Annotated in this window: 13 protein-coding genes; 7 read left to right on the top strand and 6 right to left on the bottom strand. The window is 50.2% G+C overall.

What is annotated here, in order from left to right; genetic code table 11:
* Positions 1-501 precede the first annotated feature (501 nt).
* Positions 502-1,332, top strand: a complete 831-nt coding sequence (locus H6F72_RS14635; RefSeq protein WP_190436818.1) for a peptidoglycan-binding protein — start codon at positions 502-504, stop codon at positions 1,330-1,332.
* Between the two features lie 24 nt (positions 1,333-1,356).
* Here H6F72_RS14635 and H6F72_RS14640 read toward each other — a convergent pair whose 3' ends face one another.
* Positions 1,357-2,490, bottom strand: coding sequence for a DUF2927 domain-containing protein (locus H6F72_RS14640; protein ID WP_199299096.1), 1,134 nt, complete (start codon positions 2,488-2,490; stop codon positions 1,357-1,359).
* Between the two features lie 97 nt (positions 2,491-2,587).
* Between H6F72_RS14640 and H6F72_RS14645 the strand changes: the two genes are divergently transcribed.
* Together H6F72_RS14645 and H6F72_RS14650 are read left to right on the top strand one after the other, a co-directional pair.
* On the top strand, positions 2,588-2,752 hold the full coding sequence (locus H6F72_RS14645; RefSeq protein WP_190436819.1) for a hypothetical protein: 165 nt from the start codon (positions 2,588-2,590) through the stop codon (positions 2,750-2,752).
* Positions 2,749-3,243: an ABA4-like family protein gene (locus tag H6F72_RS14650; protein ID WP_199299097.1), complete on the top strand. Its 495-nt coding sequence runs from the start codon at positions 2,749-2,751 to the stop codon at positions 3,241-3,243. The genes H6F72_RS14645 and H6F72_RS14650 overlap by 4 nt, the downstream gene beginning before the upstream one ends.
* Here the strand turns inward: H6F72_RS14650 and H6F72_RS14655 are convergent.
* Positions 3,240-7,739, bottom strand: coding sequence for a response regulator (locus tag H6F72_RS14655; protein WP_190436821.1), 4,500 nt, complete (start codon positions 7,737-7,739; stop codon positions 3,240-3,242). The two genes, H6F72_RS14650 and H6F72_RS14655, sit on opposite strands and share 4 nt — an antisense overlap.
* Positions 7,740-8,093: 354 nt before the next feature.
* Here H6F72_RS14655 and ggt point away from each other — a divergent pair, with 354 nt between their 5' ends.
* Entirely contained in the window at positions 8,094-9,878 is a 1,785-nt protein-coding gene (gene ggt, locus H6F72_RS14660; protein WP_190436824.1) for a gamma-glutamyltransferase, read from the top strand.
* Positions 9,879-9,954: 76 nt separating this feature from the next.
* On the opposite strand, the gene H6F72_RS14665 is transcribed toward ggt, so the two are convergent.
* Entirely contained in the window at positions 9,955-10,161 is a 207-nt protein-coding gene (locus H6F72_RS14665; RefSeq protein ID WP_190436828.1) for a hypothetical protein, read from the bottom strand.
* 551 nt (positions 10,162-10,712) lie between these two features.
* On the opposite strand from H6F72_RS14665, the gene H6F72_RS14670 reads away from it, so the two are divergent.
* Together H6F72_RS14670 and H6F72_RS14675 are read left to right on the top strand one after the other, a co-directional pair.
* A complete protein-coding gene (locus H6F72_RS14670) occupies positions 10,713-11,321 on the top strand; it encodes a DUF1802 family protein (protein WP_242016943.1) in 609 nt (202 codons plus the stop codon).
* A gap of 46 nt (positions 11,322-11,367) precedes the next feature.
* Positions 11,368-11,781, top strand: coding sequence for a hypothetical protein (locus H6F72_RS14675; protein ID WP_190436831.1), 414 nt, complete (start codon positions 11,368-11,370; stop codon positions 11,779-11,781).
* Positions 11,782-11,921: 140 nt separating this feature from the next.
* Here H6F72_RS14675 and H6F72_RS14680 read toward each other — a convergent pair whose 3' ends face one another.
* Positions 11,922-12,077: a hypothetical protein gene (locus H6F72_RS14680; RefSeq protein WP_190436834.1), complete on the bottom strand. Its 156-nt coding sequence runs from the start codon at positions 12,075-12,077 to the stop codon at positions 11,922-11,924.
* A gap of 63 nt (positions 12,078-12,140) precedes the next feature.
* The gene (locus tag H6F72_RS14685) at positions 12,141-12,278 is read right to left on the bottom strand and encodes a hypothetical protein (RefSeq protein WP_190436837.1); all 138 of its coding nucleotides are present in this window, start codon (positions 12,276-12,278) and stop codon (positions 12,141-12,143) included.
* Between H6F72_RS14685 and H6F72_RS14690 the strand changes: the two genes are divergently transcribed.
* Complete coding sequence (locus H6F72_RS14690; RefSeq protein ID WP_190436840.1) at positions 12,277-14,652, top strand: ATP-dependent helicase; 2,376 nt, start codon at positions 12,277-12,279, stop codon at positions 14,650-14,652. The two genes, H6F72_RS14685 and H6F72_RS14690, sit on opposite strands and share 2 nt — an antisense overlap.
* Positions 14,653-14,801: 149 nt before the next feature.
* On the opposite strand, the gene H6F72_RS14695 is transcribed toward H6F72_RS14690, so the two are convergent.
* Positions 14,802-15,722: a vitamin K epoxide reductase family protein gene (locus H6F72_RS14695; protein WP_190436843.1), complete on the bottom strand. Its 921-nt coding sequence runs from the start codon at positions 15,720-15,722 to the stop codon at positions 14,802-14,804.
* Positions 15,723-15,792: the final 70 nt, after the last annotated feature.

Genomic DNA, 15,792 nt, shown 5'->3' on the forward strand with positions numbered 1-15,792 from the left:
TTACCCAACCAACTCGAGGCGGCACTTGATCGGAGACTGCTAAGTACGGGAATGGCAGTAGTACCGCTTGGTGAAATTTTTAACGGCATTTACGGTCTTGAATAATTACTAGCTAACTACCAGGCAATACTTTTTCATGTCTTCGTCTCAGTAGATCTACTCCCCACCAAGCTGCTCAGTTGCAAGATTGGGGTTAGTACAGATCCGGAATCATCCAGTCGGGCTTTGTTGTCAACTCTATCGCTAGTTTTTCTTGCAGGTTCTAGTGACGCTGGTACCCGCCTGCCCTTAAATTCAGATTTCCTAAAGCTTAAATTACCCTTTTAAGTGGCGATATTCGGTGAATTATCTGAGAACCTAAAAGGAGACTGTGATTATACGGGATCTTAGTTCCTTGCGATTACTCAGTATAATTAGCACCTTGCTTAGATAGTGGTGATCGAGGAATCATCAGCCACCGTACGTATTCATTCAACAGCCCTATTGGAGAATGCATCTAGCATGGAAACTTTAGCTTTTGTTCATACCGCCGTCGCCTACGCTGACCCTGATTCAGAGCCACAATTTTCTTTCCAGCCGCTTAACTTCAAACTCCTCAATTCTGGATGGATGAGCTTGGTGGCGATCGCGATCGGCTTGGCAATTCTCAGTACCACTTCAGATGCAATGGCGGCAGTTATAAAACGTGGCTCTAGTGGCAGTCTCGTCGGCACTATACAGTCAGCCTTGGTTAATCGTGGCTACAACACGGGTGGCGTGGATGGTGTTTTTGGTCCTGCGACTGAGTCGGCTGTCATTCGCTTTCAGCAACAACAAGGACTGAGCGCTGATGGCATTGTCGGTGCGGCAACAGCGGCGGCTCTAGGCATCAATAACGGCAGCATCACTGGTGGTGGCGGTGGTGGCGGTGGCGGTGCTCCTGGCACTTACACTGTTACTGCTGGAAGTGGGCTACTGATCCGCTCCAGCCCTAGTCGAGGAAGTGCGGTAATCGGCAGTTTGGGGTACGGCGGGCAAGTGAGTGTTACCAGCAATCGGGCCTCTGGGGACGGTTACACATGGGCACAGCTTGCGGGCGGTGGCTGGGTAGCAGCAGACTACCTCAGCACTGGCGGTGGTGGCGGTGGTGGTGGCGGCGGTGGCGCGCCGAGCGGTGCGGTCACGATTTCGACCAATGGCAGCGCTCTCAACATTCGCTCTGGTCCCGGTGCTGGCTACGGTGTAGTTGGCAGTTTGTCCAATGGCTCACGAGCTAGCATCACTGGGCGCACCTCTAACGGCTGGTATGAACTGGCTAATGGAGGCTGGGTTTCTGGCTCTTGGATCTATTAACTTCGATCTATTAACTTCTGACCTTTAGCGCCCAATCTGCGGAACTGTGGGCAGAGAGAAATCTAAGGGAGCGCGATCGCCTAGATGTTGGGTGGCAGCCGAGGACTGATTTGCCGTTTGCCATTGGCTGAGCACCTGAGCAACCTGCGATCGCGTCATCCCAGGTTGAATTTCTGGGCGATACAACATCCGCAGCAGCGCCTTATCAATTTCGCTGTATTCGGTGGGGTCAGTCCAGCCCTGGAAAAAGATGCTGTCGGGGTAGCGGTTAGAATCTTGCATCAAGCCAAGCGATTGGGTCAGTTCTTCGCGGATCAGGTGCGATCGCTCCTTCTGGCTCACCCCGACGGTCGAAATCAAAATTTTGGCGTTATAAATTGTGTTCTGCTGGTCCCAATACGTCCAGAAAAAGCCGTAATTAAGTGCTTGGTAGTTCGGTTCATAGCGTCGGAAATCGGACTCCGGTACAAAGTAGATTTCCATGTTGGGGTTGTCTTGATCCATTTGCAGTTGCAGCCCCTCTGTGACCCCCTCAATATCTTGGACGACTGCCTGTAACGTGCGTAGATCTTCTGGAGTGGGTGACCCGTGAACTTTAATCTTTACCGGACCCTGCCATTTCCGCACCCTAGAGGTTGAGGCACCAAACTCGCCACCCATTGCCACTTCTAAGAAATAGCTGATTTGTTCTGGGGTGTAGCTAGGTAGCCCTAGGCTCTTGGGGCGCAGCGTTGTTACCTTTGTGGTGTTGGCTGAGCTGGGTTGAGGACGAACGGCGATCGCAGGCGAGGTCGCAAGAGGTGAAACTGACCGAGCTGACGGAACTGGCAATGGCGATCGCTGCATCTGTACCAAGTCACTCCGCACCCAGCCTGCTAAGCGAGTTCGCTCAAAGCGAACATAACTCCAATTTGCACCATCTTGCCCCCGCGCTTCTCGCAACACCTCAACGCGATCGCCAACCCATCCTGTAGAAACCAGAGATGCGACCGTGGATGGGGCCGAACGCACATTAATTTGCGAATCTGCATACCTCGCTTGCAACATCGCAGGTTTTGCCCAACTCGGCAACCCTACACTCAGGGCGATCGCCGTAGGAGTCAAGGCAAACAGAACCATCTGATGCATCGCCGCTAGCAGACTGAGTTTCACTGTCATGGTGCTCTTAAGTTTCAAAACGCTGGGGGTACTAAACATAATTCCCCACTTTATTCGGAGTGTCTGGTCCCACATCCGTCTGATTTACCCAAATTGATTGACCGAAGGCATAGGTGCTAGAAATTGGTGCGAAAAATTGGCGCGATCGCCTTCTCAGTCGCGGCAAGCCACAATAGTCTTTACGGGTGTCTTGTCCCCAGACCCAGAAGCGAACCCGGAAGGGGAACCGTTGTGTAAATTACTTGGAGAAATTGCGTCATGACCCTTGCCCAACTGACCCTTGCTCAGCTATTCGATGGTGCCAATCTGTTTGTGCTGCCTTTCTGGGGGTTGATGATTCTGCTGCCCAACTGGAGTGTGACTCGGCGCGTCATGAGTTCGCTACTTCCATTTGTGGTCTTAGCAGCGCTGTATCTCTATCTGTTTGTCAGCACGATTACGCCGGAATCAGCTGAAGCTTTGTCTAACCCTCAGCTAGCCGATATTGCTCGGTTTTTTGCGGTCGAATCTGCTGCCGCTACTGGTTGGGTGCATTTCTTGGTCATGGATTTGTTTGTCGGTCGCTGGATTTATTGGGAAGGCCAGCGTACTGGCATTTGGACCATTCACTCGATCGCTCTTTGTTTATTTGCGGGCCCTCTAGGCTTGCTGTCTCACATCCTCACCACCTGGATCGCTCAAACCTGGTTTAGCTCATCTACACCTGCCACCGAGACAGCCGAAGCATCATCAAAAGTGTCATCAGAAGCTTAGACTTGATACTGTTGCCGCTCAGACTTCAATGCTGCCTTGACGCGCTCATACTCCGCTTCAATGTGTTGCATCAGTTCTCTGGCTAATTCGATTTCGTTAGGATAAGCGATCGCGCCTAGCTCTTCACATAGGGCTGCCAGGGTTTTAGCTCCTAAGGTCACGCTGCTGATTTTCAGACTATGGGCGGCCTGCTGCAATAAATCCAGATCTTCCTGAACGATCGCCATCCACATGCTCTGGAGCACTTTAGCGCCATCTTCCAAGTAGGTATCGATCACTTCGACTAAAAATTCAATGGCATTCTCGCCTACCAACTCTTGTAAGGCTTGTAACGCCTGTCGATTCAGCACATCTTCTGGCGATCGCGTTTCTCCACTCCGTAAGGTTTGGCTTTTGGAGGGACAACCATTTAAGGCTTTCACAAGCGTATCTAGTCGAATCGGCTTGCTCACATAGTCATTCATCCCAGAGGCTTTGCAAAGCTCGCGATCGCCCTGCATAGCGTTGGCAGTCATGGCAATGATGTAGGGGCGGGTGTCTGGAGACCACTCCTGACAAATACGGCGAGTGGCAGTGAGGCCGTCCATTTCTGGCATTTGCACATCCATCAGGACCAGGTCGTAAACCTGTCGTCGCAAGGCCGAAAGCACCTCTAAGCCATTAGCCGCAATATCTGCTCGGTAGCCCAACTGTTGCAACAAATGTAAAGCGACTTTTTGGTTCACCACATTGTCTTCGGCCAGCAAAATTTTGAGAGGATGACGTTCGGCAATTTGGGCATCAAAGCGAGAGAAACTAGAGCGAGTTGAGCGTGCTGGGGTAGGCACTCCGGCAAAAATTTCATTCAAGGCATCATAAAAGTGGGATTGTTTCACAGGCTTGCTCAGAACTGCCGCAAAGTTTGCGCTTTGCCTTTCAATCCCAGATTGTCGGAGGGTCGTCAATAAAATCAGTAATAACTGTGAGCAATCTTGTTGCTGGCGGATGGCAGTAGCGAGCGTTAAACCATCTGTGGTGGGCATTTGCTGATCAATCACAGCAACATCAAACTGTTCTCCTTGACGTAACCAAGTCAACGCCTCTGTGGCGGAGCTGGCTGCTCGTGCCCGCATGCCCCAAGACTGAGCTTGTAGCATTAAATTCTGCCGACTGGTGGCATTATCATCCACGATTAGCAGCCGTTTCTTGGCTAAGCTGGGCAACCGCATATTGAAACTGGTTGATAAGTCCTCCGCAACTTGGGCAATCACGGAGAAGTAGAAAGTAGAGCCAGCGCCCACCTCACTATCTACCCAGATCCTGCCTCCCATCATTTCGCTCAGACGCTGGCTAATCACCAGACCCAAACCTGTACCGCCATATTGACGGCTGGTGGAAGAGTCAATCTGGGTAAACGGTTGAAACAGGCGGTCGAGGCGATTGCTGGGAATCCCTACTCCCGTATCGCGAATGGCGAATCTCACGGCATATTCTGTATTGTCAGAAGACTCAGCATTGTAGCTACGCAGTAGTTGACGTGCCTTAACTTCTACGGTCACTTCGCCAGTTTCCGTAAACTTGACGGCATTGCCAATCAAATTCACCAAAATCTGCCGTAGCCGAGTGACATCACCCACGAGCGCCACAGGCGTATTCGGTTCAATTAGATAAGCTAGCTCTAAATTCTTCTCAGCCGCTCTGGGGGCTAGTAAATCTAGAACACCTTCAATACAGGTGCGTAAGTCAAAGGGTTGCTCTTCTAGATCCAGCCTGCCCGATTCAATTTTGGAGAAGTCGAGAATATCGTTAATGATGGCAAGTAACGATTCGCCACTGGTACGAATGGTTTCAGCAAAGTCTTGCTGCTGAAGGGTGAGGGGGGTATCTAATAACAATCCTGTCATCCCAATCACCGCATTCATTGGTGTCCGAATTTCGTGGCTCATGGTGGCCAGAAATTCACTTTTAGCTCGGTTGGCGGCTTCGGCTGTCTGCTTAGCTTTTTCTAAGGCTAGATATTGCTCAGTTAAGCGTTCTCTTTGGTCAGTTTCTTGTTCTAGGAGGCGGGCTTGGGCTAGAGCAATGCCTACTTGGTCAGCTACTGCTTCTAGCAAACTAATTTCTTCTAGAGTCCAATGGCGATAGGCATCACACTGATGCAGAGAGATGACGCCATTGGGTTCGCCTTGATAGGAAGTCCGCACAGCCAGCAGCGACTTCAAGCCCATTTGCTCCCAGGCCGCGATCGGACTCTGAAAAGATGAATCGATGCTGATGTTATCAGCCGCGATCGCTTGGTCCTGCGCTAACACAGAAACGATAAACGGATTGCTAGCAACTGGAACATTGATCAGAGACACCGAATCATAACCAGGCTCTAAATACTCAGCCACGACTGGAATTTGAGGCGAGGGACTGGTGACATAAGTCCGAATCAAGCAGCGATTGACACTAAATGCTTGACCAATCTGCCACACCGCCGTCCGAAAAATTTGTTGAGTATTTAAGCTCCGCCGAATCTCCTGCGTAATCTGTTTTAGCAATACAGCTCGATGAAACTGCTGATGGAGTGCTGCCTTCGCTTGTTGCCGCTGAGTAATGTCTCGATAGCTGATGACAGTTCCCACAATCTTGTCACCAATCTTCTGCGGCTTGGAATAACGCTCAAAACTTCTGTCATCCTTCAACTGGAAAATAGCACAGCTCACCGCCTCAGGCCTTGTATAGGACTTCTGAACTTGAGCGAGAAACTCTTCTGGTTCTTGCAGTTGCCCTAGAGCAAAGTCAACAAACTGCTGATCCTGCCGCGATGCCATAATTTCATCAGAAACTTGCCATAGCTCGACAAATCTGCGGTTCCAAATCACCATCTTTCCAGTGGTATCTACTGCTAAGATGCCGTCAGCGGTTGACTCTAGGGTTGCCTGTAGCAGCGAAAAAGATTGATCTAGCTCTTTCTCGGTAGAGCGCCGTTCTGTGACATCAATTCCAGTGGCAACGACATACTCCACCACTTCAGCACAGTCTAGGAGCACTGTATTAGACCAAGCAATTAAACGACGATCGCCCTCTTTAGTCAGCCAATAATTTTCATGGTGGTTAGGAAACTGCCCTGCTCGTAACTCGGCAAATACAGCCTGAACCATTGTGGTCTCTTCGGGGACGGTAAAAAGATCCCAAAAAGGTTGACCTCGCACTTCAGCAAATGAATAACCTGTGATTTGCTCACAGGTGCGATTGAAGCGCACAATTCGTCCTTGAGTATCCAGCACAATCACTAAAGCAGCAGAGGTGTCTAGGATAGTGGACACAAAATTGCGCTCTTGCCATAGAGCTTCTTCTATTTGCTGACGCTCTCGGACTTCTCGATCTACCAAGTAGTAAACGATTGAAAGAATCACAAGATACAGCAATAGCCCCACCGAGAACATCACCAGCGTTTGTTGAGTGCTGGTTGCAGTTGCTTGTGATTGTTGTCGCAGCAATTGCTTGGCTTGTTGCTGCATTGCTACAGTCAGCTCTTGAATATCATCAAGGTTGTCTTTATTTTCATCTGCCAGTACACGCTGTACGGCGGACTCCAGCCCGTACTGGCTACGCAAATCAATGGTTTGCTGTAGCTCCATCAGCCTTCGGGAAATTAACGTCTCTAAGGCCTTAAAGTTTCGCTGTTGGCTGAGGTCATGATGAGTCAAGCTGCGGAGCTGATTTAGGTCTTGCTTAATACCCTGCAAAGCCTCTTTGTAAGGGGCTAAATAATAGGTTTTACCTGTGATCAGGTAGCTCCGCTGGTTGGCTTCAGCTTCCTTGAGTTGGGCGACAGTATCTCCTAAGCTCTCTAACAAATAATGGGTTTGCTCAACCGAATTGCTGGCTATTTGAAGCTGAGTGGCACTCCGATGTGCCGCAAACCCAGTCATCAACAAAACGCCTGCTACGAGGGCAAAACCACTGCGAATCTTAAAACGCAGGTGATATCGCTTTTTTTCCGGCTGCTTGCGCTCGACTGCGGTATGGGCAAGGCTGGCTAAATTACGCCGCAACTCTAGTTGGGTTAAGACTTGGCGAGCTAGAGCGTATAAGGCTTCAATTTGCCACTCACTGAGCTGACGGGGTACATAGTCAATCACGCAGAGAGTCCCTAACGGATAACCTTCTGGTGTGACCAAAGGGACGCCCGCATAAAAGCGGATATGGGGTGCTGAAGTAACGAGAGGGTTGTTGGCAAACCGCTCATCCGCTAGTGCGTCTGGAATAATGAATATTTTTGGTTTGTGGAGAGCATGGGCACAAAAGGCAACGTCTCTAGGAGTCTCCTGAACACTCAACCCCACCTTTGATTTGAACCATTGTCGCCTTGCATCTACCAAGCTGACTAAGGCAATGGGAGTTTCACAAATCTGAGCTGCTAGACGAGTCAAGTCATCAAAGGCTTGTTCTGGAGCGGTATCCAGAATGTTGTACTGAGAGAGAGCTTCAAGCCGTGCTGATTCGTTGCTAGGCAGAGGTGCCTTCATTGTCAATCTCCCATTGAGCAGCCCATTCTCTTTCGTGCTGTTAATGCTGTTAATTTTAGCGATCGCCACCAGCGCGACCCCAACAGCGCTAGATTTGGCCCAGAAGCGGATTGATGATTGATTAAACTTTGTGCAAACATTCAATCATTCCTAGGCTGCTAGCCTTCAACACCCAGTCCTCACCTCAAACCTACCCAAACCTTGGTTGAACCCGCCCAGGTTCAGAAGTCTCAGGCTACCCAAGTCTAGTGGTAACTAACACTGTCCTGTAGTATTCCCGAAAAATTACTTTCGGCAATGGTCCCGCTCGCAGAACAGAATCATTGCTGAGATCACTGCTGAGGAGACCCGCTTATGTTTCAACGCTATCAACTCCATCGACCGACTGATTTAAGCTTGCCATATCCTTACTTGTATCACTGCACACAGTTGGCGATCGCGTTGGTTTCCAGCTGTGCGGTTGCCTTAGCAGTGGGGCAGTCTAGTCTGGCCGCTTTTATCTCACCTCAACGCAGTCAGCAGGGAATGGTGGTGTCGGCTCATCCCCAGGCAAGCGATGCAGGGCTGACGATGTTACGGCAGGGCGGCAATGCCGTAGATGCAGCCGTCGCTACAGCCTTTGTCCTCTCAGTCGTAGAACCTTTTTCGGCGGGCATCGGTGGGGGTGGCTTCTTACTATTCCATGCGGGTAAAACGGGTAAAACCACAGCCCTAGACTTTCGCGAGCAAGCACCGCAATTAGCCACTCGCAATATGTTTTTGGATGAGCAAGGACGAGTTCGCCCCCAAGCCAGTGTGGATGGACATCTAGCGGTGGCAGTGCCAGGAACGGTGGCGGGACTTTATGAAGTGCATCGCCGCTACGGCCAGTTGCCTTGGTCAAAAGTGGTCAATCCAGCGATTCAATTGGCGCAAGGCGGTTTTGAGATTACGCCTCGCTTTGTTGGGTCTGCCGCAGCTCGTAAAGCAGTAATTTTGCGAAATTCAGCAGCACGGCAAGTTTTCACTCGCGATGGTGTTTTCTATAAAGTTGGCGATCGCTTAGTGCAGCGCGATTTAGCCAAGACATTGCAGGCGATCGCTCAAGATCCCCAAGCCTTTTATCGAGGCTGGATTGCGGCGGCGATCGCCCGTGATATGGCTAAAAATGGCGGCTTAATTACAGCTAAAGATCTCCAGCTTTATCGCCCAACTTGGCGCACTCCGATTTGCGGCCCGTTTCGGCAATACCAAGTTTGCTCTATGCCACCCCCTTCGTCTGGGGGAGTTCACTTATTAGAAATTTTGAATATTGTGGGCGACGCCGACCTCAAGAGTTGGGGTTGGCACAGCCCTGATGCGTTGCATTTGCTGGCCAGCGCCATGCAGATTGCCTATGCCGATCGCGCGGTCTTTTTAGGCGATCCTAAGTTTGTCCAAGTTCCTGTTAAAGCTCTGACCAGTCGAGCTTATGCGGCCACAAGGCGTCAAGAAATTCCACCTCGACAGGCCCGCTCCTCCAAAGTCGTTAAGGCGGTTGATCCAGCGGTTCTAAAACGGTTTAAGACAACAGCCGAGTCTGATGATACGACTCACCTGACTGTAGTTGACCCAGCTCGCAATGCGGTCAGCCTCACCTTTACGGTCAACGGCCCGTTTGGAGCTGGAGTCGTGGCACCCGGTACAGGAATTTTGCTCAATAACGAAATGGATGATTTTGCGATCGCCCCTGGCATTCCCAATCTCTATGGTTTAGTGGGTAATGATGCCAATGCAGTTGCCCCTGGCAAAATCCCCCTATCCAGCATGACCCCAACCATCGTGACGGAGCGGGGAAAACTGCGCTTAGCCGTAGGCTCTCCCGGCGGTAGCACGATTATTACCACCGTCCTCCAGATCATTCTGAACGTTCTGGTCTATGACATGGATGCTGGGGCTGCCATTTCTGCCTCTCGCATCCATCATCAATGGCTCCCCGACGAACTTAGGGTAGAACCTTGGGGACTGGATGCAGCCACGCTGAAGGACTTGCGACAACGTGGCTATCAGATTCAGGAGCGATCTCCTTGGGGAAATGCCAACTTGATTGTAGTAGCACCCAATGGACAACTACAAGGAGCAGCCGATCCCCGTGGGGAAGGAGCAGCCCGAGGCTTATAACTTCAATTATGAAATTGATGGAACCGAGTTTGGTTTTAACTTAAGAGAGCTAGGCGTGGCGCAAAACTGCTGGAGCTTACGCAGCCCGCCGTACCACTTCTAGCTCTAGCATGGCGTCGATCATGGCCCAAGCCTTGCCTAAAGCTTCATTCAATTCAGTAACTCGAATGCCATAACGCACTTTGCCGCGTTGCCACTGCAACCATAAACCTCGATTTTGCTCTGATTGCTTCAAATAAATCGGGATGGTGTGGTAAGTCGTGTAGGGTTTTAAAGGAGCCATTACTAAAACCTCGATGCCAAAAATGGTGATATTTATTCAAAAAATAATTGTGGACTGCACCCAGGTAATCGTAAGAATTTAATGCTATCTATCCGTAGATTCTAGTGGAATGCTGAGGCAGCTCAATCTATCTTTTTAGATAAATTATTAATTCCCTCTAAAGATATATAGAAATGTAGCGATCGCTCTCGGTAGTTATTTTTTGTGGCTCTGGAATACAACTTAAAAGCTAGCTGAAATAGTTTTTAATTAGCTATAAATATTTAGTCTTAAAGCTGTGTAAGTTTCTAGTAAACTTATCTTTTTTAATAGAAAAATTAGCTAATCCTGAACTTCGGGGGTGACGGTGTTTGTTTACCAATTCACTTGGTGAAGCGCCTCTCACAACCCATTAACCTGAATCAATCTGATCCATCATTTATGGCTGCTATATTCCTACTCAAATCTCAGAGTTGGCTGAAATTGAGGTGAGAGATTAGGATAGAGGCTTCGATTGCAGTGAGCAGATTGCAGTGAACAGAGCCTGACCAACTCATTTGGGAGTCAATGCTATGGAAGCTATGGAACCAACCATGACTCACGCGCTAAAAGAGTGGGCTGTCGCTGTCAGTGCTTTGGTACAGGGGCAAACCATTTTGCTACTGCGGAAGGGGGGCATCAAAGAGCAAGGAGGTACTTTTAGAGTGGCTCATGACTCAGTGGTGCTGTATCCCACCTATGAGCACCAAAAACCTGCTTTGCTCAAACCTGCCTATGCCGCTCAAGTCCAACCCGTAGCCTCTGGATGGCACCCTGAGACTGTGCCAATCAGCGCTTGGGCTCAAATTACCCACATTCTTCAGGTCGTAGAGGCAGCAACTGTCGCTCAACTCCTGCCCTACCACATTTGGAATGAGCGGTTTGTCAGCGATCGCTTAAAGTGGAAACCCCGCACCCCGCTCTATCTCTTATTATTGCGGGCCTATCGCCTGCCCCAAACTCAAATGATTCCCTATCGTTTAGAGTATGGAGGTTGCCAGTCTTGGATTGATTTAGCTACTCCAATATCACTGGTTGACTCAACTCCAGTGCTCAGTGACGCAGAGTACGCTCGCCAAACTGAGGGGATTCAGGCGATGATCAACGAATCGATTGTGAAGACCACAGCAACTTCTCTATAAAATAGCGCTATCCCACGGACGCATTCCTCAATTAGCAGTCACAACTATGCCTAAGCAAAGAACTCGGTTAGCTCCTCGCACACCTGCTCGTGAAAGACAGCCTTTATCTTTTACCTTAGAGGATATTACGCAAAGGGATTTCTTTGTCGCTTTAGGAATTTGGGTGATTTTAGAAGTTCTGGGTCTGGTGCTGTTTCCAGCCCTAGGACTCATTCAACCAGGCGATCGCTTGAATGGCTGGATCGCAACTAGTGTGCCAGTCGGAGTCATTGGGGCGTTTTTAGTTGGGGCAAGCTCCCAGTACATCAACGTCACAGTTGATCGCGCAGACAGAACCAACAAGCCTTTGCAGATTTTATTAGGACAAGCTGTGGGTTGGCTGGGTCTAGCTGGCGTGCTCTTCCCATTGCTTGTAGTAGCTGTTGAATTTTTCACTAAGACTCTTGGCAAAGCGGGCTGAAGCTGAGTTGCCGTTCTACCAGCGGAGCTACGTCTATTTCTTTGGGGCTGTGCTTAGCTTGGGCGCTAGCTCGCTGGTCAACTTACGGGTGATATAAATTACCAAGCTCTTTTTTCTCAGCGTTCTTTACTCAGGCTTCATCATCGTTGCGCTGAGAGTTGGATCGATGAAGTTGGTGCTTGTGCTGAAGGAACTGTTCGCTTGAGTTGAGAATGGCCTGAAAGGAAAGCAACCGCAGCAGTAATGGCGATCGCGTGAATTACAACAGCGCTGCGAGAGGAGAAGGAGTCAGACATGATGACAACAGGAAATGAATGCCAATTTTGTTATGACATTCCCTCTGGCTCCTCCAGGTGATCCTACAGGTATTTCTCTGTAATCTCTGTCACAACTAGTCCTGTTCGGTCAAATTGTTCAACCAAATGTCTATGCAGTGGTGCGATGGCGATCGCTCGGTAGCTCTGTTGTTCCAGGATCTGTTGCCCAGGATCAGTCATGACTTCTCAAATTCCCACCAACTCAGACCCCAACCTTTTCGATTCGCTCACGCCCGCTCCTTTACTCAACAAACCTTCGCTGGAATCTCTAGGCGAGTTGAGAGCCAGAGCCTTAGAGCAGATCCGAGCGGGTTTGCGGCCTGGACAGCAGCAAATGGCGGATTGGCGAGGTGGCCCTCTGGCGGTCTCAGCGGTTCCGGGCGCAGGAAAATCAACTGGGATGGCAGGGGCAGCAGCGATCGCGATCGCCCGTTACCAATTGCATAGCAGCCGTCAACTGGTGGTCGTTACCTTTACCCGCTCAGCTGCCGCCAATATCAAGGCCAAGATTCGCCAAGCGCTGCGAACCATGTCTCTGCCGCAGGGTGGCTTTTTGGTACAGACATTGCACGGCCTAGCGTTGAACATTGCGACTCGCCATCCTGAGCTTTCTGGGCTTAACTTAGAGCGTCTGACTTTAATCTCTCCCACGCAAAGCCACCGTTTAATTCGGACTTGTATTGAGCAGTGGATTGCTGATCATCCGGCGCTATACCAGCGCTTGTTAGAAGGGCAACATTTCGACGGAGAAGAGACCGAACGGCTACGGCGGCAGTCAGTCCTACGAACAGAAGTCTTGCCAGAGCTGGCGCAAACGGTCATCCATGAAGCAAAAAGTTCTGGCTTGCTGCCCCAAGATTTGCAGCGCCTAAGCACAGAGATCACATCTGATGAATATTCCGTCTTAGAAGTCGCAGCAGGGCTGTATGAGCGGTATCAAGCTTTGCTGCGATCGCGAGATTTCATCGACTACGACGAAATGATTTTGTCTGCCTTGCGAGTGCTAGACAATGACAGTGCTCGTCAGCTTTGGCAAACTCAAACATTTGCTGTGTTTGAAGACGAAGCCCAAGACTCCACACCGCTCCAAACCAAGCTACTGGAGATTCTATCTACTAATCCCAGCGATGCCGAGCAACTACCCAACTTAGTGCGGGTGGGCGATCCCAACCAAGCCATCAACTCCACCTTCACCCCGGCTGACCCCATTTTCTTTCGTGACTTCTGCGAAAATTGCAGCACCCAAGACCGACTCGTAACGATGGATCAAGCGGGTCGCAGCACCCAGGTCATTATTGATGCCGCTAATTTTGTCTTGGCCTGGGTGAATCGTACCTATGGAACTCCGCGATCGCAGACCTCGCTAGCTGCCAACAGCACTACCTTACCTTTTCGACCCCAGCACATTCGCCCGGTTGATCCCGAAGATCCTCAACCGGATGCCAACCCCACTCCTACGGGGCGAGGGCTAGAGCTATACACTCCCCGCGACACCTATCACACCGTGGAACTGATTGGGCAGCGGGTGATCGAGCTGTTTGCTCAAGATCCCCAAACGCAAGCGGCCATCTTAGTCCGCGAAAACAAACAGGGGCGCTTTATCGCGGAGCGTCTAAGTTATCTCAAGTCAGACTACGGCATTGAAGTTTATGATGTCGGCGATCGCGATCGGCATTCGCGGGTTCCGGGTGAGATCCTAGCGCTGCTGCAATTCATCGATCGCCCTCATTCTCCCGATAACTTAAAAGCAGCACTCACAGTTTTAGTAGAGCGGCAGTTAATCCCCTCGCAGGATTTGAATGCGATCGCCAGCCTACCAGAGCAGTTTCTATATCCTGGACCGCTTGATCCCCCGCAAAGCGATCCGGTGCAGAAAGCCCGCCGTTTCTGTACGAGTTTGCTACGAGCCCGCTTGGAATTACCGCATTATCAATTCATTTCTTTCCTGGCTTTGTCGCTGAACTATGACCAAGCCGAACTGGCCACCGCAGATAAGCTAGCCGAACGCATCGCGCAGCAAACAGTCGGAGATAGCTCCATGACTGCAATGTTGATGCGGCTGAGCGAAATCGTCAGTTCAGAAAAATTTGAACCTGTGGAAACAGAAAACTCAGAAGCTCGTTACACGCGATCGGGCCAACTAACGATTATCACGATGCACAAGGCCAAAGGGTTGGATTGGGATTATGTATTTCTCCCCTTTCTACATGAGCAAACGATCCCTGGCGGTCTGAGGATTCTGCCTCAATCCCAATTTCTTGGCGATTTTACGCTCTCTGAGGTTGCTCGCGCCCAGATTCGCGCTAGCCTACATGGTCAGTTTCCCCTCCCTGATGTTGCGACTGCATGGGAGCGAGCGGGACATCTGAAACTAGCCGAAGAGTTTCGTCTACTCTACGTCGCCATGACTCGTGCCAAACGGTTGCTGTGGATGTCTGCGGCCCAAAAGGCTCCCTTTACTTGGAGCAAGCCTAACAATCTAGAAGATAAAAAACCCTGCCCCGTGCTACCCGCGCTAAAGCGCCAGTTTCCAGAAGCAGTAGTCCCCTTGTAATCCCTTATAAAAACCAGGCTATGCATAATTGCCTGTAAGGACGAACAACCCTTCGCCCGTCCGAAAATAAAAAATGCGATCGCCCTTAGATTGCTCTAGAGTTGCGATCGCACTAAAAACTAATTTTGGCCAAAGTCTAGATCGGAAACTTACTGAAAGTTTTTAGGGCCTTGATAGCCTGAGAGTTCAGCTAGCTTTTGTAGAGATTGGGTTCCCCCGAAAAACTGTCCATTCACTTCCCAGGTAGGATAGCCTTCAATCTTCTGAGCTTTGCAGACTTCAGGTTGAGCATTCTGTCCACTAGGATCGCATTCGATGTAATTGATTTGTTTGGCACCCTCACGACCAAACAATTGCTTCTGGTCATTGCAATGGGGACACCAGTAAGCGCCATACATTTTGGCTCCAACTTGAGTCAGATGCTTTGCTAGCGCGATTTGAGCAGGGTTAGAAGGGGTTGTTACTAGGGCACCAGCTTCTCCAGCGCCAGAACCAGAGGCATTGGTATTCCCAGCCCCATCGATATTGGCGTAAACTCCCAGCGTCCCGACTAAGGTTACTAGTCCAACCGCCACACCTGTGAAAAAGATTTGACCCACATCCTCCCAGGTTCGGCCCAAGACTGTTAGGACGAGGAAACTAACTGAGAATAGCGCCGATGCTAGACAGTAGAGGCACAACGCTTTGATCTCAAATGCCAGCAGGTACATTAAGTAGCCGCTAAACACTGTCATGGCTGTGCCAATCGCTAGCATTAGCGGCCAAGTCCAGTTCTCTAAATTAGAGCGCAGATCTTTATTGGCTGAAGCATTCACCAGTAAAGGCGCGATCGCCAAAATCCCCATGCTGGCGTAGCCCAAAAAGCCAAACAAGGTCAGTGGCAAACCAAATACTGTGGCGTAAGGGCTAGAAAGTACCTGCTCACAACCGCTTGTTGGACAGGCAGCAGACCCTCCCGCCAGTTTGGTAATGGTTAGGTAGCCTGTTCCTAAAGCTCCCACAGCCGCGATCGCGGCAATAATTAACCGAGACCAGCGATGAATCCAAGGAGTAGAACGTCGGCGTCTCATAAAACCCCTATGCAATTAACTGAACTTGATCATTGCCAATTTAGCTTATAGCAACCCATCTAGTGAGTTA

Source organism: Trichocoleus sp. FACHB-46, from assembly GCF_014695385.1.
Classification (GTDB): domain Bacteria; phylum Cyanobacteriota; class Cyanobacteriia; order FACHB-46; family FACHB-46; genus Trichocoleus.

Coding starts and splice junctions, on each gene's coding strand:
- H6F72_RS14650 (WP_199299097.1), top strand. CDS start 2,749: ATGACCCTTGCCCAACTGACCCTTGCTCAGCTATTCGATGGTGCCAAT.
- H6F72_RS14675 (WP_190436831.1), top strand. CDS start 11,368: ATGCCTAAGCAAAGAACTCGGTTAGCTCCTCGCACACCTGCTCGTGAA.
- H6F72_RS14690 (WP_190436840.1), top strand. CDS start 12,277: ATGACTTCTCAAATTCCCACCAACTCAGACCCCAACCTTTTCGATTCG.
- H6F72_RS14665 (WP_190436828.1), bottom strand. CDS start 10,161: ATGGCTCCTTTAAAACCCTACACGACTTACCACACCATCCCGATTTAT.
- H6F72_RS14635 (WP_190436818.1), top strand. CDS start 502: ATGGAAACTTTAGCTTTTGTTCATACCGCCGTCGCCTACGCTGACCCT.
- H6F72_RS14680 (WP_190436834.1), bottom strand. CDS start 12,077: ATGTCTGACTCCTTCTCCTCTCGCAGCGCTGTTGTAATTCACGCGATC.
- H6F72_RS14685 (WP_190436837.1), bottom strand. CDS start 12,278: ATGACTGATCCTGGGCAACAGATCCTGGAACAACAGAGCTACCGAGCG.
- H6F72_RS14640 (WP_199299096.1), bottom strand. CDS start 2,490: ATGACAGTGAAACTCAGTCTGCTAGCGGCGATGCATCAGATGGTTCTG.
- ggt (WP_190436824.1), top strand. CDS start 8,094: ATGTTTCAACGCTATCAACTCCATCGACCGACTGATTTAAGCTTGCCA.
- H6F72_RS14695 (WP_190436843.1), bottom strand. CDS start 15,722: ATGAGACGCCGACGTTCTACTCCTTGGATTCATCGCTGGTCTCGGTTA.
- H6F72_RS14655 (WP_190436821.1), bottom strand. CDS start 7,739: ATGAAGGCACCTCTGCCTAGCAACGAATCAGCACGGCTTGAAGCTCTC.
- H6F72_RS14670 (WP_242016943.1), top strand. CDS start 10,713: ATGGAAGCTATGGAACCAACCATGACTCACGCGCTAAAAGAGTGGGCT.